The organism is Mesorhizobium sp. WSM3859, from assembly GCF_002295065.1.
Taxonomy (GTDB): Bacteria; Pseudomonadota; Alphaproteobacteria; order Rhizobiales; family Rhizobiaceae; genus Mesorhizobium.
Window position 1 is genome coordinate 157,633 of the sequence record NZ_NSGG01000014.1, and the last position, 23,440, is coordinate 181,072.

Consider the following 23,440-nt stretch of genomic DNA (forward strand, 5'->3'; position numbering starts at 1 on the left):
TTCGTTCGGAGGGCGATTACATTAGCATAGGCCGATATAACACTATCAGCCGGCGCCCCGTATCTAGTCCGTGCCCCCGCCGGTCAGGCCCGGCTCGTGGGCACCCCCCGCCTTCGAGCCGGGCCGCTCACCAATAGTGGTTATCGGTTTTGCCGGTCTTCGCGCACAACGTTGTAAAGAAGCAGCCCCGCCATCAAAGACACCACAGCGCCCATCATGTCGTCGCCCGTCAGCCCCGAATAATACACGAACGCAAATGCTAACCCGGCCATGGTTCCACCTGGGTGTGCGATACTTGCTGAGAGAACCCTCAGAGAAAGCTAATGTTCCTGACAATCAGCGCTATTGCAGGCAACATGGCGGCCCCTTTTTGAGGCCAAGATGGTCGAGCGCTCTCGCGTTCGGGCCGAGCCGTCTCATGCAGGTGGGTTTATGGCGGTCGATGATGCGCCCTCGGGTGCCGCTTGGCGGCTCCACTCGCAAGGTTGCTTCCTGTACTGGCCTACCGGAAAGCGCGTGACATCTGGTCGGTAAGCGGCTTCAGCAGATAGGACCAGACACTGCGCTGGCCTGTGCTTATATGAACCTCGGCCGGCATGCCGGGCTTGAGCACCTTCGCATCCCTCAGGCAACCGGTCTTGTTCTCGACGCTAATGCGTGCCGAGAAATAGGAGAGTTGGCGCTGCGGGTCCTTGATCAGGTCTGCGGAAATCCACTTGACCGCGCCCTGGCAGGCGGGCGTCGTGCCGGCATCAAAAGCCGGGAAACGGATCGAGACCGGTTGGCCTGACCGAATGTCATCCACCCGCGCCGGAGGAATGAGCGCATCCACGACAAGATTGTCCGCATCGGGGACAATCGTCATCAACAGTTCCCCGGGAGCGATTACACCGCCGACCGTGTGGACGGTGGATTGCTGTATCGTTCCCGATTGCGGGGCGCGGATTTCAGTTTTGGTGAGCTCGTCCTGGGCCACGATCCTGCGTTCGTCGAGCTCGGTCCGTTTGGCTTCCGTCTCGCGCAGCTCCTTTGTCACTTCGCTGCGCCTTTGCTCGTCGAGCTGCAGAACCTGCAACTCGGTTTCGGTGATCTTGACCTGCGCTTCCGCGACGGCCGCCGCCAGCCGCCCGGACTCGCCTTTGGCTCGAGTCGCGTCCAATCTGACGTTGCTGAGCCTCTCCTTCGAAACCAGCTTCTTGGAGTAGAGAGCATCCACATCGGTGAGATCGCGGCCCAGCAAGGCCGCGGATTCATCCATCGCGGCCTGCTGTGCCTTCAGGCCTTCGAGCTGTCGCTGGATCTGCTCGGTCTGGCTGCGAAGAAGCGTTTTTTGGCCTGCTAATTCCGAAGCCCGCGTTTGCAGCAAGGCGCGTTCGCCATCGACCAGCGCCACCACGCCTGGCTTGTCCATCTCCGCTTGCAAGGCGGCTGGAAGCTGCATTGTCGTCAGCCCCTGACGCTCGGCCTCCAGCCGGGCAAGCCGTGCTGTGGCGCGGTCGAAATCCTCGCTGATTATGTCAAGGTTTGCCCGCGCCAGCGTATCATCCAGCCTGACCAACACGTCGCCTGCCCGAACATGATCGCCATCCTGCGCAAAGATGCCGCTGATCGTGCCGCCGGCCTGGTGCTGTACTTTCTTGGTGTTGGTTTCAACCACCACGGTCGCAGGGGCGATGACGGCACCGGCGATCTCGGTCAAGCCGAGCCACAGCCCTCCACCAACCACCAGCAGGCAAGTCACCGCCAAGCCAAGAGCCAGGCTCGGGCCTAGGTTGCCCGGGGGCGTCAGTGCCTTCGTACCTGCAGAGCGCGGACCGGCATCGAACCAGGCGAAGGATGGCAGAAACGCAAAAACGCGAGGCAGGACGTCACGCATGTCCACTTATGCCCCTTTGGGTCGGAACGATCGGACGGTGGGTGGCAGGAGCGGGCGGTCGCGCCATGCTCGACAAGACCTCTTCTCGGGAGCCAAACGAGCGAACCATGCCGTTGGCCAGCACCAAGACCTGATCGATGTTGGTGAGAGCGGACGGGCGATGCGCGACAACAATCACGATGCCGCCGCGTTGACGCACAGCCAGAATCGCCCCCGCAAGCGCGGCGTCACCTTCGACATCGAGGTTCGAGTTAGGCTCGTCCAGAACGACCAGAAACGGCTCGCCATAGAGCGCCCTGGCCAGGCCGATCAATTGTCTCTGGCCCGCCGACAAGGCCCTGCCGCCTTCGCCGATGCGGGTTTGAAAACCGTCCGGCAGATGCATGATCATCGAGTAGACGCCCGCGGCTCTCGCGGCGGCAAGCACGCCTTTGGGGTCGCTCTTGCCGCCGAACCTCGAGATATTGTCCGCCACGGTTCCATCGAAAAGCTCAACGTCCTGCGGCAGATAGCCGATGTGAGCCCCGAGCGAATGCGGGTCCCACTGATCGAGAGGGGCCCCGTCCAGCCTTATCTTGCCGTCGAGCGGCCCCCAGGCCCCGACCAAGGCCCGCACCAGCGTCGTCTTCCCGGAGCCGCTCGGGCCCACGATGGCCATGCCCGCGCAGCGGGACAGTTGGAAACTTACGTCGAGCACGGTCGGCTTTGGCGTACCGGGCGGCGCGACCGTCAACCTTTCGACCGTCAGCCGTGTTTGCGGCCGGGGCAATTCCAGGGGCTCGATCGGGTCTTCGAACGAGTCCAACATAGCCTTGAGCTGGAAATAGCTGTGCCGGGTCGCCAGAAAGCCTTTCCAGTTTGCGATCGCCGCATCGACTGGAGCCAGCGCGCGACCCAGCAATATCGATGATGCGATGATCACACCGGGGGACGCTTCGCCGCCGATGACCAGATAAGCGCCGAGGCCCAGCACTGAAGACTGCAGCGCCATTCTCAGTGCTTTCGACAATGAACCGATCCCTCCTATGATGTCGGAGAGCCTCTCCTGATGCGCCAGGTAGCTATGAACGATATCGCTCCAGCGCCCCGCCAGCCTGGAGGAGAGTCCCATCGCGTGGACGACCTCGGCATTGCGGCGGCCGGACTCGGCAAGGGCGCGCTGCGAGATCATGGCTTCGGATGTCAGCCTGGCAGGCCCGCGACCGAAGATCTCCGCGACGGCGGTCAGCGCCACCACGACAAGAGCGCCGATCGTCGCCAGCACGCCAAGCGACGGGTGCAGCAGATATATGATCAGCAGATAGAAAGGAATCCAAGGCGCGTCGAATATGACGGTCGGCCCGGATCCTGAAAGGAAGCCACGCAGGTGATCGAGGTCCCGCAGCGGATTGAGTCTGTCCGCCTCCCGCCCGGCCTTGAGCGGCAAAAGCACCGATATGGCGAATGCCCTTTGGTGAAGATTTCTGTAGAGCCGGCTGGCAATGCGGACCAACAGGCGAAGCCGCACAAAATCGAGCAGCCCGTAGGCCGCGTAGAGGCCCAGCATTCCAATCGTCAATCCGACGAGGGTCGGAACGCTCTGGGACGGAAGCACCCGATCGTAGACCTGGAGCATATAAAGAGACCCGGTCAGCGCCAGGAGGTTCGTCACTGCCGAAAAAAGCCCAATGCCAATCAGGCCCTGAGCGCAGTCCGACATTACGATCCGTAAGGGGGAGGAGAATTCTTGCGTCGTCTTCATTGCCTTCCGATTCACCCGGATAGCCGAGCGGCCTTGTTGGCCTTGCCCGAGATGGGAAACTTTGACTCTGTGGACATGCCTGGTCCGAGTGATTGCCGGGCGTGAGGAGCCGCTAATGCAGGCTACTTTAATCTAAATGAAGCGAAATCGTGGCTCTGTCCCAAAATGGGGCAATGAATCGGTGAAAAGCGGGGACAATTTCGGGAGAAAACCTTCGTGATACCTCGGCTGACGAAGCGCGACTTGTCTGAAAACATTGGGTTTTCTTTGGAGGCGCCAAGGCAGGGGCCGGGACGCGATCACTTATTTTGACCGGCGAAATCGGTATGTGATTTCTTTCTAATATACCTTTCGTCTAGGCAAGCGGTGCAGGGGCTTGCCGATAAAAGGAAGAAGAAGGAGCGCCTATGGCAACTCTCCATTATGCTGCGGGTGGATCTACCGCCGACGTAGCAGCTGCAGGATTCAATCTCGTCGACGTTCAATATGTTTCGCAGGTAGACGCACTGCCTGACGGAATGAAGGCGTTGGTGTATCTCAACGCCCACGATGGCGCCACCTCGTCCTTCATTGATCAAGTCACCCCCTTCCTTAACAATCCGAAGGTGTTCGGATTCTACCTCTGTGACGAGCCGGACCCGACTGGTCGCTGGCATCCGCTGACGACCGCGGCAAATCTCAAGGCGGAATCCGACTGGATTCATTCTAACTTCCCGGGCGCAAAGACCTTCATCTCGATGATGAACATGGGGTCCAACGCCGATCCGAGCTTCGCCAACACCTACAATCCGGCGAACACCGGCATCGATTATTACGGGATGGGCGCCTACGTGATCCATTCCGATACGGGCAGTACTCCTGACTACTCCATGATCGATCGCTTGGTTGCAGCCGCGGTTGCAGCAGGCATTCCTGCCGACCGTATCGTCCCGGAATTCCAGGCTTTCGGCGGTGGAAATTGGGCAAGCGAAAGTGGCTCCGCCTTCGCTGTCCCGACCGCTGAGCAGGCGAAGGCCGTATTTGATCATTGGGCCAACCTGGTTCCATCGCCGGCATTCGATTACACCTATGCGTGGGGTTCACAGAACGGCGACACCGCGCTTGAGAACTCTCCGGAGTTGCAGGCGATCTTCCGCGAGCACAACACCAGCTCGACGTCGTCGACGCCCCCGACGACTACCGAGCCCACACCGCCGGCAACCTCCGAGCCCACGCCGCCAATTTCCGAGCCTACGCCCCCAACCTCCGAGGCTACGCCCCCAACCTCCGGCGCAACGCCCCCAACCCCCGGCGCAACGCCGCCAACGAGCACGGACCCTTCACACGTCGATCATATTATTCATGGCGGCAAGGGCAACGACACCTATCACGTCAACAATGCACATGACAAAATAATGGAAGGATCTACTGGCGGCTTCGACAAGGTGCTGGCCTCGGTCAGCTATGCTCTGTCCGCCGGTTCTCATGTCGAGCAGCTCTCCACCTCCAGCAAAGGCGGCAAAGCCGCCATCGATCTGACCGGCAACGAGTTCGGCCAGACGATGATCGGCAACAATGGCGACAACAAGCTGAATGGCGGCGGCGGGTCGGACCTGTTGAAGGGATACGGGGGCCACGATGCTTTCGTGTTCAACACGGCCCTTGGCCCGAACAATATCGACAGAATCGCCGACTTCAACGTTTCGCGAGACAAGATCTATCTGGACCATGCCGTGTTCGCTGGCCTTCAGGGGGGCGCCCTTGCAGCCAGCAGTTTCCACGCCGGCCAGAGCGCGCATGATGCGAATGACCACATCATCTACAACAGCACGACAGGATCGCTCTCCTTCGATAGCGACGGGATCGGCGGTCATCCGCAGACTCAATTTGCGAGTCTGACCCCGCACCTCCACCTGGGTGAAAACTCCTTTCTTGTAGTCTGACAAGGACCATTACGGCAGGAGCGACCAACGCTCCTGCCGGTAAGGCCATCAGGCCGAATTATGTGTAATCATCTGGAGTTCGGCGTAACCCGAGCCCACGGGGCTTAGTGGCGTCCGGCCTCTCTTTTGTGCACTTTCCTCGGCCGTCAGCCCGAAATTCGATCAACCCCTGCTTGTACCGAGCCATAGCCTCGTGCTTTTCTCGACCTCTTGGAACATTTGGCCCCCATGGAGGTTGGGTGGGCTGGTTACGGGAAAAGGGGAGCGGGAGGATGGTATGCCGAATTACGAGGTTGAGGAGATTTTCGCCGGAAAGGTGATTGTCTCGCATAAGATTGTTGCGCCCACGCCATTCCGAGCTGCAAAGCTCGCGACAAATCGCGACATCACGCTGCGGAACTCCGAAGTCCGCTGGATAAGAGTCTTTGAAGAAGACAGACGGCACCGGGCATACGAATACACCGTTATTGAGCGACCTGGGTTGGCTTCGCGTAAGCCGTCATAGACCCAAACGTCTTCGATATCGTGTTTGGTCTTGTGCGTCCAAACACGATGATGCTTTTGCTGCTTCATCCGAGGAACTCTCACGCGGCTCCAGTCGGACGCTCAATAGTGAGATCTCTTCTTCCAGCCAGCATCAAACCGGCCTGAACGTTGCCGCCGGACCTGCACCGGATTGCGGCATCATAGTGCCGGCTCCTGGGGCCGAATATACTGTCATTCGAACAAACGAGGACAAGCCCAGGCCCCCTCCGTAGCTTTGATGGCCGACTGAACACATTCCGCAGAGTGGCGGGCCATGAGAGACCATCCAAGTTCCAGCCATTTCGGGCAGCCCTCGGGCCGCTGCCTTTTGAGAGTGTCGAAATGAAGCCGCATCTAGTCTGCGTCGGCGGCGAGGATCACGCGCTGCGGATTCCATTTCTGATGGAGATGCGCGAGAGAGGCTTTCGGGTCACGGCCGTTTCAAGTGGCGAGGAAGCTCCATTCCAGCGGCACGGCATAGCACACCGGAGCTATAGGTTTGACCGCTTTGCCACTGGTGCCAGCAATGCAGGCACTCTCCGAAAACTTCGCAGACTGATATTGGAACTGCATCCGGACATTGTCCAAAGTTTCGATACGAAGCCCAATCTTTTGACCCCGCTGGCGGTGCGCGGGCGGGCGCCCGTCGTCCGCACCATCAACGGGTTGGGCTGGACATTCTCATCGCTCCAGCCGCGCGCCTTGGCTCTTCGCCCGGTCTTTTGCTGCCTACAATTGCTTGCGTCGTTCTGGACTGCCGCGACAGTCTTCCAAAACCGCGACGACCAGACATTTTTTGAGCGCTATGGGCTGACCGGACACGGGGAGAGTCTTCTTATTGGCGGATCCGGCATCGACGTCGGCGCTTTCGTAGCCGCGAGACGGCTTGGTCCATCGGCGGCGAGGTTGCGTCAGGAATTCGGGCTACAATCGGCTGAAGTCGTCATGTTTGTTGGGCGTTTGACTCGTCAAAAAGGGATTCCTACCCTGCTTGCGGCGATTCCAAAAGTTGTCGCAAAAAGGCCCAATGCGCGTTTCGTCTTCGTGGGTCCATGGCACTCCGAAGGTCCTTTTGCCGTCGACCCATCGGAATTTGAGCGTTTCCAGTCTCATGTCGTCGTATTGGGGGAACGGCAGGACGTTCCTGCTCTTCTGGGCATGGCTGACATATTCGCTTTCCCAACCGAATACCGCGAGGGGATTCCGCGTGTGTTGCTGGAAGCGGGCCTAGCGGAATTGCCGACAGTTGCGTCCAGAATGCCCGGTTGTAGCGATTTCATCGAAGACGGGTGGAACGGCTATCTAGTCGAGCCGCGCGACCCGGATGGCCTCGCGGATCGCATCATCGAGCTGCTGTCGGATCGCCCCCTTGCGGCGATTCTGGGCAGCCGCTCCGCCGCAATTGTCAGGCAGCGCTTTGCGCTTCCGTTGATAGTCGACCAGTACTGCGACCTGTACGATAAAACGACTAACGCCAGATCCCAGGACGGGTCTGTTCGGTCGCGGCCCGCGACCGCGCCTCGGCGCGACCTCGCCAATCGCCGCTTGGGCGGAATGCACGGATGACCCGAGACGCGCTCCTCGCCCTTGGCGTCGTAATGGCCGGTGCGACGCAGCTTAGCCTTCCGGGCTCCTCCTTCGGCTATGGCGAACTGCTTCTGGCCCTCTGGATAATGCTGTCGATCGGACGAATATTCGCCGGAGGGCGTACCGTACTTACACCTGCCTTGACCAAACTCGCCGGCTTCTGGCTGGTAATGACGATCGCCTTGGCTCTCGGCACCATCGTCGCCTATTTCACCTCGATCCCATACCTTACCGGGCTGGTGCACGATACCGAAGCGTATCTTCTGTTGGTTTGCATTACCTGCTTGGCCGCCGCGGAGCCCGACGCCGATCATCATTTGCGTCGCAGTGCGTGGTGGTTGATTGCAATCGCGAATGTGACACTTGCCATTCAACTGGCTCAGGGCTGGGGATGGCTCCCCCGAGCCAATATTGAGTCATGGTACTGGGATCGCTTTCGCGGCTGGTCGGAGAATCCCAATCAACTCGCGCTCTATTGCGCGATCTTTGGTACGCTGGCTTTGCATCTCGCGACCACTACCAGCAATGGTTGGGCCAGGTTCCTTGCCATCGCCAGCGTGTTCTTCACCTTCTACATTGGAAGGCTGACGAAGAGCGATGCCTATTTGTATACCAGCATCCTGGCTTGCCTGACATTCCTCGGGCTAGGAATCAGGACATGGCTCAAGACGGCCGGCAACAAGGTCAGTCTTCCACGGCAAGCCCTCCTTCTATTGCTGATCGGCAGTTTTCCGCTGGCGGTCTCGATCACTCCCTACGTTCTGTCGGAGGCGAATGTCCTCGAAAGCTTCGCGAAGAGCCTGACCAAGGACAACGGCGGCGAAGCGACAGCCGAAACCGCCGAGCTGCGCTTGTATCTTTGGGGCGCCGCGCTGGAGAAAGGCGTGCAATCAGGATCGATGGGACTCGGTCCGGGTCCGCATGTCAGCCGACCCTCAACCTGGGAGAGGCAGTTTGATTTTCTGACACGACCCTTTGAGGCGCACAACACAGTACTCGATCTGTACACTCAAGGTGGTGTCATCTCGGTTCTGGCGCTGGCCTGGCTCGCCGGAACCGCCACTATGTCGGTGTGGCGCGCGAAGCTGGACGCGCTGGTGGCGCTCATGGTGTCCATTGTCATCTTCAGCATGCCGCATCTGATCATCCGCCACCCGATCGTGTGGTTTGCGCTGACCTTGTGCCTTGTTGTGGGCAGGCCCTCGCCAGTTCGCTCCGAGGCGGGAGCCATAAAGGTGGCCTGATGTGTGGGATCGCTGGAATTCTTCTCACAAGTGCCGCCGCGAATACGAAGCCGCTCGAGGCAATAAGCCAGCTGACGTCGGCGCTTCGGCACCGCGGCCCGGACGGCGAAGGACTCTGGACAGATCGTGAGGCGGGCATTGCACTTGGCCATCGGCGACTGGCGATCGTCGACCTCTCTGCAACAGGGCGTCAGCCCATGCGGTCCGCCAGCGGCCGGTATGTGATCACCTTCAATGGCGAGATTTACAATTTCAAGGACCTGAGGCGCGAACTTGAGGACGCCGGGCATCAGTTTCGCGGCACAGGTGACACGGAGGTGATGCTGTGTGCCATCGAGACCTGGGGCATTGAGGCCGCCCTTAAGCGCTTTGCGGGCATGTTTGCGTTTGCGTTGTGGGACCTGAAGACCAGAACCCTACATCTCGCACGGGATCGAATGGGCAAAAAGCCGCTTTATGTCGCGTTGGTCGGGCCTGCTCTTGTCTTTGCGTCCGAGCTGAAGGCGATCCGGTGCTTTCCGGGGTTCTCCGCCGAGCTTGACCTTGATGCGACCGCTGCCATGCTTTCGAGAGGGTGGGTACCGGACGATAGATGCATCTGGCAGGGTGTGATCAAGCTGCCGCCAGGCTTCCTGCTCTCGGTCAGATCCACCGATCTTGCCGAAGCCGGTGGCGCAGACGCTCTTCGCCGGCACGTTAAACAATGGTGGTCATTGGCCGGGATCGCCGCCAAAGGCCGGGAGAACCAAGTCGTCGGCAGCGACGAGGATCTGATCGACGAACTGGACAGCCTGCTTCGGCTCGCCGTTCGCGAACGGATGATCGCTGACGTGCCATTGGGCGGCTTTTTGTCGGGTGGTGTCGACAGCTCCACTGTGGTGGCGCTGATGCAGGCCCAATCCCGAAATCCGGTGCGCACCTTCACGGTTGCCTTCGCGGAGGGTGGCTTCGACGAGGCGCCTTATGCGGCCGAAGTAGCAAGGCACCTGGGGACCGATCACACAGAACTTCACCTTTCACCGGCCGCTGCGCGCGAGGTCATTCCAGAATTGCCGCGTATCTGGGACGAGCCTTTCGCCGATGAATCGCAGATTCCAACGCTGCTAGTGGCGCGGCTGGCCCGCCAGCACGTGACCGTGGCGCTGTCGGGTGACGGTGGCGATGAATGTTTCGCGGGGTATGGCCGCCATTTCATGGCCGAGACGCTGAACCGGCACCAGGGGCTGCCTATACAACTGCGCCGGACGTTGGCAGCCGGGGCACGGTTGCTTGCCCGCGCGTTCCGTTCCGATATCGTTGAAAACCTGCCGCTTTCAGCGAATATGCGGCATGCGTTACGGAGCGATCGGCTCGATCGACTTGCTCCGCTGCTCGCCGCAACCAGCGAAGACGAGTTGTATCAGAGGTTGGGGGGATCGGCGGTCGAAAACCTCGCCCGGCAGAAGCTCCCCGCATCGAGCGATGCTGCACCGCAGCTCGACGGGTTGCTTTCGCGTCTCTTGTACGACGACATGACGGGTTACCTGCCCGGCGACATTCTGGTGAAGCTGGACCGTGCCACTATGGCCAATGGCCTCGAGGGACGATGCCCACTGCTCGATCATCGGGTTGTCGAATTTGCGTGGCGCCTTCCATCCAACCTGAAGGTTCGCGATGGGGGCGGCAAGTGGATCCTTCGTCACTTGCTGCGGCGCTATGTTCCGGAGCGCCTGATCGACAGGCCAAAGCAAGGTTTCGACGTGCCCATAGCAGTCTGGCTGAGGGGCCCGCTGCGCATCTGGGCCAACGACCTTATCGCCGGCATGCGCAATTCCGGAGACCGCATATTCGACCTTGCGAAGGTGGATGCGCGTTGGCGCGACCACCTCGAGGGCAGGCACGACCATTCGCGCGAATTGTGGCCGGCCCTCATGTTCCAGGGCTGGCACGAAGAGGCGAGCAGGTCGCGGGTCTCAGAAGCGGGGCTTTCTCAAGTGCCAGAACTTACAGGAGTATAAGATGGAAGGGTCCAAAGTTAGCCGCATCCATCTTCCGCACGCCACCGAAGTGCCTCCCCCCTTAGGCGAAATCAACCCTCGCATAAGACGGCCGTTGGGAGAGCTGATGGACACGCAAACGCCGCTCCATCAGCTCGTCACGACCCTGCAACGAAAAAGATGGTTCCTGCTTGCCATGATCCTCGCAGGCGGTGTCCTTGCCGCGGCTTTGGGTCTTGCGCGGCCGCCCTTGTACGAGGCCACCGCACAGGTGCTCGTTGATACGCCCAGCAGGGCGGCCCCAGCCGGCGGCTTGAGTTCCACCCAGGATTTGCTGGAATCCAGCATTGACGACCATATAACCATGCTCTCGTCGCAGAGCCATCTGCGGAGCGTGGTGGCGGAGTTGCGCAAAGTTGATGCCGCCAATGTTGCTGGAGCCGCCGACGCCACACACCAAGCCGATGTCGCGCCCGCCACCTCCTCTCCTGATCCTGCTCGCTTCGAGCCATCGCGCTCAGCTCTAGACGGTCTGCTGGCGAAAATCTGGCCGCGAAGCACGCCGGCGGATCCGGATGCGGCTGAACTGAAGCTGCTGCGGGACGGCATAAGGATTGGGCAGGAATTGAGGTCTAGAGTTATCAGTATCGGCTTTTCCGACAAGGATCCAACACGAGCCGCTCTGGTGGCCAATACATTTGTCCAAGTATATATCGCCGATCTTGCAAGGAGAAATCAGGTTTCCGACCAACAGGAACTCGACTCGGTTGTTGCCGCGCTGCCGTCTACACGAGAGAGTCTCGCAGAAGCGACGGATCGCCTGGAACGGTATCGGCTGAGCCATGGCGCAGTCGATCAAGGTGCGGCAGACAACGCGGCCAGGGAGGCAGCCGAGCTCACGCAGCAGATCTCGATGTCCAAAGCTGACCTCGCCGCGCAGGAATCCCGCCTTAGCCGCATTCAGGACCTTCGCAAGCAGAACGCACCAATTGCATCGCTGGCCCAAGCAATCGGTACGCCCGAATTGGCCGATCTTGCGGCTCGCCAGGCCGGCGCGCCGGCGGACAAGGACCTGAGCAAAGCGATTGACAGCGCGGTAGAGCAAGGTCTCGCTCGTGTTGCCGCTGAGGTTGACATCTATCGCGCTCAGGTCGGGGCCCTTGAAGATCGCAAGAAAGTTCTCGATGCGGTTGTGGCCGATACAGCCGGTCGGCTCTCAGGCTTGCGCGCGCTCGAGCCGCAGGTGAGCATCCTGACGCAGCGATACAATGATCTGTTGGCCCGTCAACAGGACTTGAAGCGGCTGATTGCAAATCCATCCCCCGGAGTCGGGATTCTTTCCGCGGCGTGGCCGCCTGTCAATCCAATAACCCTTCCGCCGATTTTCCTCGTTCCGCCGGGGATGATCGTGTTCGGCCTGATCGGAGGAATTCTCTTGCTTCTCCACCGACACTTCGATCGCACTTTGCGCGGCGAGGCTGAAGCCGAAGCAGCGCTCGGGGTTCCGTGCCTGGCGCTTATCCCTCAGGCTGCCGCCACGCACGCCAAGCGACTGAGGCAGCTGGTGCTAGGCCAGCAGGAGTCGGGATACAGCCGTGCCGTGACGTCGCTGCTTGTCGCGGCGGCACCAAGTCAATTGAGCGCTCGCTCCTCGCAGATCATCCTTGTGACTTCCAGCACGCCCGAAGATGGGGCGACCGAACTCGCATGGAGCTTGGCGTTGGCTGCGACGCGCCTTGGCGGCCGAGTCCTCGTGGTCGATCTCGAACCCAAGGGCGCTCGACTCACCCTTGAGTTTCTGAACCAGTATGGTGGGCCTAAGGCTCGCCATTCCTTCGCGGATTATATTCGCGACCGGAGCACCTTGGGGGATGCTGTCACCGGCATACCTGAAGTCGGCATCGACCTGATGACCCTCGGCCCTTCTGAGGATCTGCTGACCCTGCTGGCGCGCGGGAACGGGTCCGAAGTGACGGAGGATCTGCACTCGGTTTATCGCGTCGTCATCTTAAATGGCCCATCGGGGCTTGGCAGGCCGGAAGCCAGGTTCCTCACCGAATGGGCGGACGTGGTGCTTTTCGCCGTCCGGTGGGCCAAAACGCGACGCCATGTCGCTCGCGGTGTGCTGGAACTGCTTCAGGCAGATGGTGCTGTTCCGGTGCCCGTCGGGAGTGTTCTTACGCGGGTGAATCTCAGAAAGCATGCTGGATACCGGCTCGGCGACAGCGCCGACCTCCTGCGGGAGAAGGTGACTTGAGGGCCGCAGGCTCGCTCTGGCGATTTCTTTGCGATCACTCTTAGCGCGCCTTTCGTCCGTTCGCACGACGGCGGCCTAAGTCCGAGCTGATAGAACAATATCAGCCAGCACCCGAGGGGGATGCCGTGTCCAATATAGCAAATGGCCCGTCACAGGGCCTGCCGCATTTGCCCTACCTGGACGGTTGGCGCGCCGTCGCAGTCATCGGTGTCTTGCTGGATCACTATCTCGCATCCCGGTTTATTAACCCCGGTCGCTTTGGCGTGGAGATGTTCTTCGTTCTCAGTGGTCTGCTGATGGCAGACATACTGTTTGTGAGACAGATGGTCTTGCCGAAATTCTTTGGTCGGCGGATAGCGCGTGTCTATCCCGCCCTCTTTGCGTTCCTGTCTGCGATGGCGGTGGCCGGTGGCGCCGGCCTTTGGCCAGCAGACTGGCAACATCTGCTCAGTGCATCCACGTTTACATACAACTACTATGTGCTCGTAGCCGGGCGCACCGCCTTCCTCGACCACATATGGTCGCTATGCGTCGAAGAGCACACCTATGTGATCTTGGCAGCCATTGCCGCGATTAGCCGCAGATCCCAAGTGACCGGGGGCATCCTGTGCCTGTCGCTTGCGGCGCTTGCATGGAGCGACGGCGCTATCCGAACGCTGCTTGGCGGCGGCTACTACGACGTCTACTGGCGCACCGACGTACGTGCTGCCTCAATCCTCATGGCCGCCGGTGTCTATCTTCTGTTCCGTTCACGCAAGGTACCATCCTGGGCGCCGATTGCCCTTGGGGTTACCGCAGTCCTTTTCAATTTCGAACTCGTTCCTGACCCACTCAAATACGGGGTCGGAAGTGTCCTTCTTGCCCTGGCCTTGGTCTATGTTGGGCAAGCCCACGCGGCCTTCCTTCGCCTGCTCGGTTCGAAACCTCTGGTAATCGTCGGCATGCTGTCTTTCTCATTGTATCTGTGGCAGCAGCCCTTTGCTCAGTTTCCGGGGATAGCTGGAAGGCTTCTCGGTCTTGGAGCCGCCATCGCACTGTCGGTGTTGAGTTACTTTGTTGTCGAACGACCGGCGCGTCGTTACATCAACAGCCAGCTCGAACGCTTGGGATCGGCTTCGGTTCTTCGTCCAGTTGACGTTTGATGACTTTGCAGTTCAGGGTGGCCAGCGACAAAAGGCCGTTTCAAGCGTTCCTTCGTTGGCATGGCGAAAGGCATTGGAAATAACTGACAAGACACCGACCAATGCTCATCGCGACGCGCTTTAAGTGCGAGGCTCCTACCGAGGGGCCCCGAACGACTTCGGGCCGAATCCGTTATGCACGTTCCTGGAACTGGTCTGGCCGTTCATTGCAGGCTAGCTTGATGATCCGCAGGGCTCGGCGAGAAGGCTTGGTCTATCCGCGAGGAGACTTTGTCGATCCTCGCCCAGAGCGCATTCCCGCCCAACGTTGATGCATTGCTAACCGCATATGCCCATGCCGGTAGCCGTGATGGTGAAATCGCCAAGGCGGTCAAGCCTTGCGCAATCCGTTGAGCTTTGCTTCGGGGCAGGGCTCGGACGAACTCACTCAGGGTGCCGGGCTTTTCTCCCTTGCGCAAATAGCTGTTTACGATGTCATGCTTGAGGAAGCTAAGCAGAGTGAACGGTTCCCGCTCACATTTGGCCAGTTGCAAGCCGTGCCGCCGGCAAATCGCATCGAACGCCTGTTTCGTCCACCTGCCAATGTGATTGGGCGGCATGTCTATGAGGGATCCATGAGACTCCATATAGTATGTTCTGTTTTCGTTTGGCACCGCAATGAAGAGAGATCCGTCCGGTTTAAGCAGAAACTTCAATCGAGAGAAAACATCGTCTACTTTGTCCATGTGCTCAAAAACCTGAAACAAGCATATAAAGTCGAAGGATTCCTCCATTTGATCGAACATGTCTTCGCGAATATCGCTCGAAAATGTTTTGAAACCCTTGGATGACAATACAGACTGCGATGTTTCATTATAATCCACCGCGTAAATATCTGAAATTTCGAAGAATTTATCTTTAACGCAATCCAGAAAATACCCGAATCCGGCGCCCACGTCGATAACAGTTTTTCCGTCAGTCCTCAGGCCCGCGAGCTCTTCGATCGTTCTCGCATATTCCCATCTCATGGTTGGATAGGAAGGATGCGCCCAGGCCAGGTTGTAAAATTCAACGCCGCCCGCGACGAAGGGATCTGCGAAACCGAATGCGCAATCTGCGCATCTTCGGATATCGCACTTGGCGCTGCCCCAGAGGTCCTGCAGGTGGCTCTTCAGGTTTCGAAAGCGCTCCGGGTCTTGCCGCGGATTGAGGAAGTGTCGGGAGGCCTCGTCAGCTGTTACCTCGAACAATTTCGCAGTCGATTTGCTGCGACACGCCGGACAGATGGTCATCACGCTCGTCCTTAAAGCCTGACCGAATGAAGCTGGGATTTCGGAACTGGCGCAACCTTATGGCGGGCACCAATCGTCACCATCATGCATCTGAATGACATCGCGGAGCGGTGGCGCAATGAACCTCCCCGATGCAAGATGGTAAATCCCGGAGTTTGACAGAGCCGCACCTTGCGACGACTTACTTCGCGCACGACAACACAATGCGAGATCCAGCCCCCAATCCGGTCATTCAGATGCATGATGGTGACGGTCGAAGCCCATCGTAAGTTCCCTTAGCCGCGAAGATCATGCCTCTTGGAGGCGCGAACTCATGTCAGATAAGGCCAGCGACGTTCTGAGATCCGACATTCTTCGGGGGGCCGGGAGCACAATCATCAACGTGCCGCTGAGCCCGATCGGCCCTGGAGGCGTGCTTCCAACATATCCAGGATCTACGCAAACAGGGTGCACCAATCGCCTCGCTAGCCGAAACCATGGATACTCCGACCTGATCGATCCAGCGGCTCGCGAGGCCAGCGCGCCGGCGGATACGCATCGCAGCGCCAGAATCGAAAATGAGATCCGGCAGAGCTTGGCGAGCGTTGAGACGCAGGTGAGCATCTGCCGAACTCAGGTCAAGGCACTGGAAGATCGCAAGAATGTCCTCAATCCCCATCGGAGCCGGCCTTACCCGGGCCAGTCTAAAACGACACTCCAGTATCGGTTCGGTTGCGGCGTGGACTTATTGCTTTGGCCGATGCCATGAGTCTGAGCCCGAGGCGCTATGTCGAGCGTTGAACCGTGATCGTCGAGCTCTTCGGTCCGCCAGGTTCGGGCAAGACAACCTTAGCCCACGTTCTTGCCAGCCTGTTGTGCGCAGACGGATACCGTGCCGAGGTTGTCCGCAGCTACCGACCAGCGATCAGATCTGGAACACTTGATCTGGGCGTCCTTCTATCCGTATCGAGGATCGTCTTGGCGACCGTCTCCACGGCCAAGGTGATTTTTTCCCGACGGAACGGCGGGTCAATTTTATCGAAATCCCTGCTCACGGCTATGCCGCCGAAAAAGCCGATCTGGCATGCCCGGATTTGGCAGCAAATACTGAAGCTGTCGCATGCCTGGGATCGAGCCAAACTGGCCCATGATATTCTTATCTTCGACGAGGGTTATGTTCAGGCAGTCGGATCCCTGGCGTTGCTTAACGGGAACGCCGACAAAGCCGTTCTCGAAACGATGCTGGGTGATGTGCCGGTCGCAGACTTCACGATCAGAGTTCTGGCGCCGCGTGCGACGGTCGCGGCGCGTCTTCGCCAGCGCATGGAGCGTGCGCCCCCGGCAGAGCGGCTCTTCGAGGCCGATTTCGAGATCAACATGCGTTCCCTCAGCGTCTTCAGGACCATAAGCGACATACTTGCCGCATCAGGGCGAGACATCGTCTGTGCGAGAACTTCAAGCCAACGTTCCACAATGGAGAGCGCGCAAGTCGTCGAGCGGGCGATCATCGCGAGATACATTCTGAGCACAACGGATGGTGAGCGCCGGCGGGTCGAGCAGCCATCCGAAGCAGTGGGATGCCATGGGCCATAGACCGTCATCTCGTGGCCATCCAACCCGCTGATCCAACTCAAAAAAACGGCTGATACGCTGACAGGACGTTGGTCGCCAACCGAGCTTGCCGCATCTGCCATCGATGTTTCATTTCCCACGGATCGAATCGGCATTTGAAGGCGCCCCATCATTCAGGTGAATGATGGCGCGATACGACAGCCCCCATACGCTCCCTTTCCAGTCGTCAGCCGTTTCTCGGAATCGCGAGCCAATGTCCTACAGCGACTTTCTGAGATCTAGGGAGGGGCGAATAACAGCAAGCCCGATCGGCAAGATCGTCCGCGCGGCGGGCGGCGTTTCGGCGATGGCGATTGCAGGGCAGCTCACCCTGGTCGCCACCATTCCGATCTTGGCCCGACTTTACTCACCTGCGGATTTCGGCGTCTTCACAATCTATCTGTCAACGGTGAACATCCTAGGCGCGGTCGCGGCGCTGCGCTTCGAGCCCTCGCTCTATGGGGTCAAGGAAACCGAGCAGATCTACGTCACCGTAAAGCTCATCGTGCTGGCGGTCTTGACGACCGGCGTCCTGGCCTTCGCGGCCGGGCAGGTGCTTTTGAGCCTTGCGCCGGCCCATCTCAGACATCTTTTCTGGCTCGTTCCGATCGGCATGAGCGGCGCTGCGCTCGTCGAAACGATGAATTGCTGGGCTTTGCGTGCCGGCCTGCTGCGCGATTTCGCACTCGGTCGGCTGATCCTGCCTGCCACCATGGCGCTCCTGCAATTGGTTTTTGGCCTTGCTCATCTTGGGGGTGAAGCGATGGTGCATGCGCATGTCCTCAGCCAGTTCATTTTTCTCGCCTTTCTGGGCTTTCGGATTCTGAGTTGGGACGACCTGCGTGGCATCTATCGAGCGCCATGGAGAAGTGCCTTCAACAAGGCGGCCAGGGAATACAAGTTCCCGTTGTTCGACATCCCCGCGACCCTCGGCAGCTATGCTATAAACAATCTTCCGGCTATTCTCGTGGGTTGGTTGTTCGGCGCAGCTTTCGCCGGTTACCTCGGTGTCGCGACACGGCTGGTGACTGGGCCTATCGTGCTGATCGCCACCCCGCTTAGCAACGTCTTCGTCGCCGAGGTGAATAAGAGCGGCGATCGTAGGCATATGCTCGGCGTCGCGCGTGGCCTCCTCATCCTTGTCACAGGCCTCACGGCGTTGCCGATATTGGCGCTTGGGTTGGCTGCTCCGTACCTAGTCGTCCCGCTCCTGGGCGAGGCCTGGCTCCCGACGGCACAAATCATGACTGCCTTGGCATTGATGGGCGCCGTGCAGGCCTTGTCGACACCGCTCAGTGAAGTTCCTGCCCTGTTGCGACGGCAGGAGGTGCGGCTGATCGTCGACGCGGCGCGGATGGTGCTTGTCTTTGGTCCGCTGCTCGCCGGCGCCAAGGCTGGGTGGGAAGCTATCGACGTCATCTATCTCATGGCTATTGGCGGAATGGTCGGGTTTGCCATCAAAACCGCGGCCTCACTTTACCTTCTGAAGCGGGATACCGAACCGGCACAGGCAACATTGTCGAATCCGTATTCAATCGCGAGGAAACAGCACGATGAAGCTCCTGTTGAGTAGTGAAGAGCGTCCTGAAGGAGCTGTGCCGCCGCTAGAGCCGGCGGTCGCCGGCACATATCCGTCGGCGCCTGGCCCCGTGGCCAATGTCGCTCATGCTGCCGACGCATCACCCGCGCGCCCATTCATTTCCGTTGCCGTTCCGACGTTTCGCCGGCCGGACACCATCAGGCGCACCATCGACAGCATTGTGGGGCAGGACTTTTCCAACTGGGAACTCGTCATCAGCGACGACGAAGGACCAAACGGATCGAGCTGGCCCATCTTGGAAGATTATGCGCGACGCGACCCGCGCATCCGGATTGTCGAAAACCACAGGGGCCGGGGGCAGGTGGAGAACACCAACAACGCCATGCTTGCCTGCAAAGGCAAGTGGATCAAATTGCTGCATGATGACGATTGGCTGGTCCCAGGAGCTCTGAAGCGGTTTGCCGAAATCTCGGTAAAATATCCGTCGGCAGCGTTCATGACTTCCGCAGCGCATATCGTCGAGGAAAACCGGGTCGTGATGCGGTCGGATCCGCCGGAGCAAAACCGCGTCTCGCTCTATTCGAGCCAGCAGTGCCTGACGGACCTCTATCTGGTACGGGTGACAAGGAGCCTCGGCATCATCCCTTCGACGCTGCTGATCAACGCGGCCGTGATTCACGCCGGATGCCAGATGCGCGCACATAAATCCATCCCTGCGGGCGTCGATCAATTGTTCTTTGTCGATCTGGCCCGTTACGGCGAGATGGTGGCAATCAACGAAGGGCTGATCTTCTATGATGCGACGCGCCATCCGAGCATAACGACGTCGAAGAGCTACGAGGACGTGGATGAGGTCACTCTTGCCGTCAAACAGCTCAATTGGGATCTGATCGAGGATAGAAGGGGCCTCCCGAGACCGGAGCCACTTTTGCGTGCGCTGCGGGTCGCTCGCATCCCGGCCAGATTCCGACATCAGTCCTGGCGCACGACAATGCGAGACGCCCTGCAGCTCCTTCGGCCGTCCGTGATGAAGATCGCGAACCAGTATGCCCTGGAATACCTGTTCAGGATCCGACCCAAACTCGGTGCGGCGCGGACACGTAAACGGTGAGCCTGCCGGAGGAATGTGTGCGTATCCGCAGGACAGCTCGATGCCCCCTTGGGCGAGCCGTTAGGCGTCATTGGCGCCGAGACCGCATTTGGCTGATGCCGTAGGGCAAGGCGGCGCAGTCATTTGCATGGAGCAAATTTCAGGAAAGAATGAGCAGTTTCCGTCGGGAATTGCGTCCGTAAAACAGAACGGAGCCGTTCGCAAATCCGTGAAACGATCGCAGACGTGGAGCAAGGGGCGCGCTCTCGGAAAACCCAGGCGCCATATAATCGGAAGGTTCTGGTTCTACGGCAGCACCGAGATGCGTCCCAGAAGAGCGACCAATTCCGCCTGACGCCTTGTCTCTGTCTTGGCAAACAGCGAGGCGAGCTGGGTGCGGATTGTGGTTCGGCTGAGCCGGTTGCGCTCGGCAATTTCCAAGGGGGCATCGCCACTCGCCAAACGCAACGCCAACTGCGTTTCGGCGCCGGTCAATCCAAACATTTTCCGCAGGGTCTCCGGATTGGGACCCGTTCTCGGCTGGCGATCGAGAAGCGCGACAATGATCGATCCATCGGGAGTGACAACGCCTTCTTCAGTCATGATAACCGGCCGGTCGCCAGCGTTGCGGATGACGATCCAGGACAACGATCCAGCAGCAAAATGAGCAGGCACGCCAGCTATCAGGCTCCTGAGTGCCGCTGACAGATCACCAGGCGAATCCAGACAATCCGCACAGGCCTTGAGGATGGTTTCGGCGGCCGCATTCCATTCGAGCACTCTCTTTGCCTCACCCAGCACAAGCCACCCACAGCCAATGCGCTCGAGCATGCCGGTTATGGAGTTGAGGCGCGGCCGGACGCATGTGCCAGCAGTGATCGGCCTGATGGTTTTGCGAGAGGCGCTTCGCGCGAAGGTGGTCGTTGTTCTGCTACCGGCACCGGCCGCCACCATGCCAGGCCTTGCGATCGGCCTCGTGTCATTCCGCCCGCTGATCAGAGCCATAGGTCATCCGTCCTCGTTCTCTGCCTGTGCCATCCGTGCTTGACGACCGACAGCCAGAAGGTTGGGTGCTGGCTTCATAAGGCCCTGATTTATGGCGATCTGGAAGCAGGCAGACGTACTAGTCGTCCGCTTGACGGTCTAAACTCGACGAACTAGGCCGAAAGTTGTAGTTAGGTTGGAAGGGGGTGCCGGGGAGGTACAATCCTGTCGCGAACTCATCTGGCGTCGACGGCTGTGCTGGTCGCTGCGCTGCTCTTCGAGGCAAGCGTTTCCCTGTCGGGTGCCATAGACCCAGCTTTCCTCGAATTCATTCCGGCAATAGTTGTCATCGCCTTCCTGGAAAACCGCCGGATCGCAGTCGGATCAACGCTCTTGATGGCCGCCGCCGGCTTGGCGGCCCGAATAATTTCGAATCGTCACCCTCTCGCCGATGAATGGACACGCGCCATTCTGCTTGTGCTTGCAGGGGGGATGATTGCCTTTCTGTTCGATCGCTCCAGGCGGAGCTTAAGGGCCGCACTGGACGCTAGGCTCGCTGCGGTCGAAGCTGCAGAGTCACGTTACCGCAGCGCTTTTGAACGAGCTGCGCTGGGCTTTGCGACCGCGAACGACAGAGGAGAATTGCTGCGGCTGAACAAACGCCTCAGTGCCTTGCTCGGCTACCTCGAAGACGATCTTGTCGGGCGAGCCCTGGACGAGCTTGTCCACCAAGATGATCGAGCGCTGCTCAAAAATTCGCTCGCCACACTGACTTCCCAAGCCCCGTGGTTCGGCGGCGAAATGCGCCTGATTAAAAGTGACGGCGGCACGCTTTGGGCCTGGTTGACGCTTTCTCTTTCTGCGTCGGACACGATGCCATCGGACAGCCTGTTTGTGGTTGTAGATGACATAACCGAGCGAAGAGCTGCCCGTGAAGCGCTCAAAGCTCAAAAAGAATGGCTCGACCTCGCCTTGTTTGCCGGCCGGTTAGGCACCTGGCGCATAGACTATGGCCAGGACGTCGTCTCGGGCTCACGACAGTTTTGGGAGATTCTTGGATTGTCCCCGATGGCATTGCGCCCACTTTCCGATCTGTCTTCGATCGTCCACCCATCGGACTGGGGTAAGCTCGCACCACCGTCAGGAACGAACCGGCGGGGGACCAATTATGATGTGGAGATTCGTCTCAAGCGACCCGACGGTCAAGTCCGTTGGATCGCCTTGCGGGGACGCGAGGAAAACCATGATGGCCGAGACCAGCGCATCGGCATCGCCGCGGATTTGACCGAGCGACGTCAAACGACGCTGCTGCGCGCGGCGGTAAGAAAGCAAGAAAACTTGAGGCTTGAACTCCGCCATAGGCTCAGCAATCTGTTCGCTGTCATCACCGCTATAGTGAAGATGCAGGATGCGCCAGAAGGCAACATCGTCAAATTCAAAGAGACCCTCGTCGGACGAATTCGCGCGCTCGAGGTGACGCACAAGCTGCTCACGCGTAGCGCTGATCAATCATCCACCATTCGCGATCTGGTCGTTAAGGAACTCCAGCCCTTCTCGGAAGACGGCAAGACGGCAATCACTGGCCCTGACATCAAGATTTCAGGCGGAGCGGCGGAGAGTTTCGCAATGATCATCCATGAACTCACCACCAATTCGATCAAGTATGGCGTGCTTGGCGATGCTCAGGGCAAGATTGAAGCACGTTGGACCCTCAACTCAGGCGGCACAGGCGATGAGATTGTTTTTGACTGGATAGAAACGGGCCGCCGACTTGCCGCTCCGATCAAGCGCCAAGGTTTCGGATCGATGATTCTTGGGGTCGACGGAACGCCCCTTGTCGGTCATTCCTCGCAGTTCGAAGTCAGGGAGGATGGGTTTCGATATTCGCTTCGTCTGTCGCCAGCGGAGGTTCAAGCCTAGCTCACACCGTCCCCAGCCAGGTCTTTATCAGAACCGCCGCTTCCGTTCGGTTTCGAACCCCCAATTCCCGCATGATTGCCGCAGCATGGATCTTCGTTGTAGCCTCGGCGATGTCGAGATCTCGCGCTATCTCTTTGTTGGAATATCCTTCCGCCATCAGCCTCAGCACTTCCTTTTGCCGGGATGTGAGCCTTTCGAGAGCGCCGGAGGCGGCTCTGCTGCCGTGACGGATCTCGAGCACCTGACCGTGTGTTTCCAAATGTCGGGACAGGAGCGCCGGTACGTAGATGCGGCCTGCCAGGATTTCCTTGACCGCCAGCACGACCTCGTCATCGCTTTGCGATTTCACGATATAGCCGTGCAGCCCCACATTGAGAGCGGTCAGGATTTCGGATCGGGAATCGTTCCCCGAAATAATCGCAAACCGCGTATCCGGGTAGGCCGTTAGGACATCGCCCAGCACTTCTTGAGTGAAAAGCCCCGGCATGTTCAGGTCGAGCATCGCCAGGCTGACGCCTTCGTGTTCGGCAAGGAGGCCAACCACGGCATCGAAGCACGCGGCCTCAAATACCTCAACGTCCTCAATGCCGGCAGTCAGTGCCAACCGTAAGCCACGCCTGTAGAGACCGTGATCATCGGCTATGACAATCTTGTACATGTACCCCAACGCACACGCTTTCGGCCCGGGGACTATGGCACGCGTCCAGAACGTTTTGCCTATGGACCAATTCTGTGACGATGCGGGACCTGTCCGCCAAACCGGAACCCAACAGAA

Annotated in this window: 15 protein-coding genes; 10 read left to right on the forward strand and 5 right to left on the reverse strand. The window is 59.3% G+C overall.

Annotated elements, in window-relative coordinates; translation table 11 throughout:
* Positions 1 to 502: 502 nt before the first annotated feature.
* On the reverse strand, positions 503 to 1,876 hold the full coding sequence (locus tag CK230_RS25475) for an HlyD family type I secretion periplasmic adaptor subunit (protein ID WP_095819898.1): 1,374 nt from the start codon (positions 1,874 to 1,876) through the stop codon (positions 503 to 505).
* Positions 1,869 to 3,617 (reverse strand): type I secretion system permease/ATPase, encoded by a 1,749-nt coding sequence (locus CK230_RS25480; protein WP_095819899.1) that lies wholly within the window; start codon positions 3,615 to 3,617, stop codon positions 1,869 to 1,871. The genes CK230_RS25475 and CK230_RS25480 overlap by 8 nt, the downstream gene beginning before the upstream one ends.
* A 407-nt stretch (positions 3,618 to 4,024) precedes the next feature.
* Here CK230_RS25480 and CK230_RS25485 point away from each other — a divergent pair, with 407 nt between their 5' ends.
* The 6 genes from CK230_RS25485 (at position 4,025) to CK230_RS25510 (ending at position 14,270) form a co-directional block, all read left to right on the forward strand.
* The gene (locus CK230_RS25485) at positions 4,025 to 5,539 is read left to right on the forward strand and encodes a calcium-binding protein (protein ID WP_095819900.1); all 1,515 of its coding nucleotides are present in this window, start codon (positions 4,025 to 4,027) and stop codon (positions 5,537 to 5,539) included.
* 867 nt (positions 5,540 to 6,406) lie between these two features.
* Positions 6,407 to 7,630: a glycosyltransferase family 4 protein gene (locus tag CK230_RS25490; protein WP_095819901.1), complete on the forward strand. Its 1,224-nt coding sequence runs from the start codon at positions 6,407 to 6,409 to the stop codon at positions 7,628 to 7,630.
* Positions 7,627 to 8,895 (forward strand): O-antigen ligase family protein, encoded by a 1,269-nt coding sequence (locus tag CK230_RS25495; RefSeq protein WP_095819902.1) that lies wholly within the window; start codon positions 7,627 to 7,629, stop codon positions 8,893 to 8,895. The genes CK230_RS25490 and CK230_RS25495 overlap by 4 nt, the downstream gene beginning before the upstream one ends.
* Positions 8,895 to 10,892, forward strand: coding sequence for an asparagine synthase (glutamine-hydrolyzing) (gene asnB / locus CK230_RS25500; protein ID WP_095819903.1), 1,998 nt, complete (start codon positions 8,895 to 8,897; stop codon positions 10,890 to 10,892). The genes CK230_RS25495 and asnB overlap by 1 nt, the downstream gene beginning before the upstream one ends.
* A gap of 1 nt (position 10,893) precedes the next feature.
* Positions 10,894 to 13,128 (forward strand): exopolysaccharide transport family protein, encoded by a 2,235-nt coding sequence (locus tag CK230_RS25505; protein ID WP_095819904.1) that lies wholly within the window; start codon positions 10,894 to 10,896, stop codon positions 13,126 to 13,128.
* A 125-nt stretch (positions 13,129 to 13,253) separates the two neighbouring features.
* Entirely contained in the window at positions 13,254 to 14,270 is a 1,017-nt protein-coding gene (locus CK230_RS25510) for an acyltransferase (protein WP_176480209.1), read from the forward strand.
* A gap of 203 nt (positions 14,271 to 14,473) precedes the next feature.
* On the opposite strand, the gene CK230_RS25515 is transcribed toward CK230_RS25510, so the two are convergent.
* Entirely contained in the window at positions 14,474 to 15,541 is a 1,068-nt protein-coding gene (locus tag CK230_RS25515; protein WP_095819906.1) for a class I SAM-dependent methyltransferase, read from the reverse strand.
* A gap of 783 nt (positions 15,542 to 16,324) precedes the next feature.
* Here CK230_RS25515 and CK230_RS25525 point away from each other — a divergent pair.
* The 3 genes from CK230_RS25525 to CK230_RS25535 all read left to right on the forward strand — a co-directional run bounded on the left by CK230_RS25525 (position 16,325) and on the right by CK230_RS25535 (position 19,782).
* Positions 16,325 to 17,113 (forward strand): AAA family ATPase, encoded by a 789-nt coding sequence (locus CK230_RS25525; protein WP_141246093.1) that lies wholly within the window; start codon positions 16,325 to 16,327, stop codon positions 17,111 to 17,113.
* Positions 17,114 to 17,345: 232 nt separating this feature from the next.
* Complete coding sequence (locus tag CK230_RS25530; RefSeq protein ID WP_095819909.1) at positions 17,346 to 18,704, forward strand: lipopolysaccharide biosynthesis protein; 1,359 nt, start codon at positions 17,346 to 17,348, stop codon at positions 18,702 to 18,704.
* Positions 18,685 to 19,782, forward strand: a complete 1,098-nt coding sequence (locus CK230_RS25535; RefSeq protein WP_095819910.1) for a glycosyltransferase family 2 protein — start codon at positions 18,685 to 18,687, stop codon at positions 19,780 to 19,782. The genes CK230_RS25530 and CK230_RS25535 overlap by 20 nt, the downstream gene beginning before the upstream one ends.
* Before the next feature lie 285 nt (positions 19,783 to 20,067).
* On the opposite strand, the gene CK230_RS25540 is transcribed toward CK230_RS25535, so the two are convergent.
* Complete coding sequence (locus CK230_RS25540) at positions 20,068 to 20,766, reverse strand: helix-turn-helix transcriptional regulator (protein WP_095819911.1); 699 nt, start codon at positions 20,764 to 20,766, stop codon at positions 20,068 to 20,070.
* Positions 20,767 to 21,000: 234 nt separating this feature from the next.
* Here CK230_RS25540 and CK230_RS25545 point away from each other — a divergent pair, with 234 nt between their 5' ends.
* Positions 21,001 to 22,665, forward strand: coding sequence for a PAS domain S-box protein (locus CK230_RS25545; RefSeq protein ID WP_245430063.1), 1,665 nt, complete (start codon positions 21,001 to 21,003; stop codon positions 22,663 to 22,665).
* 1 nt (position 22,666) lies between these two features.
* Here the strand turns inward: CK230_RS25545 and CK230_RS25550 are convergent, their stop codons facing one another.
* A complete protein-coding gene (locus CK230_RS25550; RefSeq protein ID WP_095819913.1) occupies positions 22,667 to 23,323 on the reverse strand; it encodes a response regulator transcription factor in 657 nt (218 codons plus the stop codon).
* Positions 23,324 to 23,440: the final 117 nt, after the last annotated feature.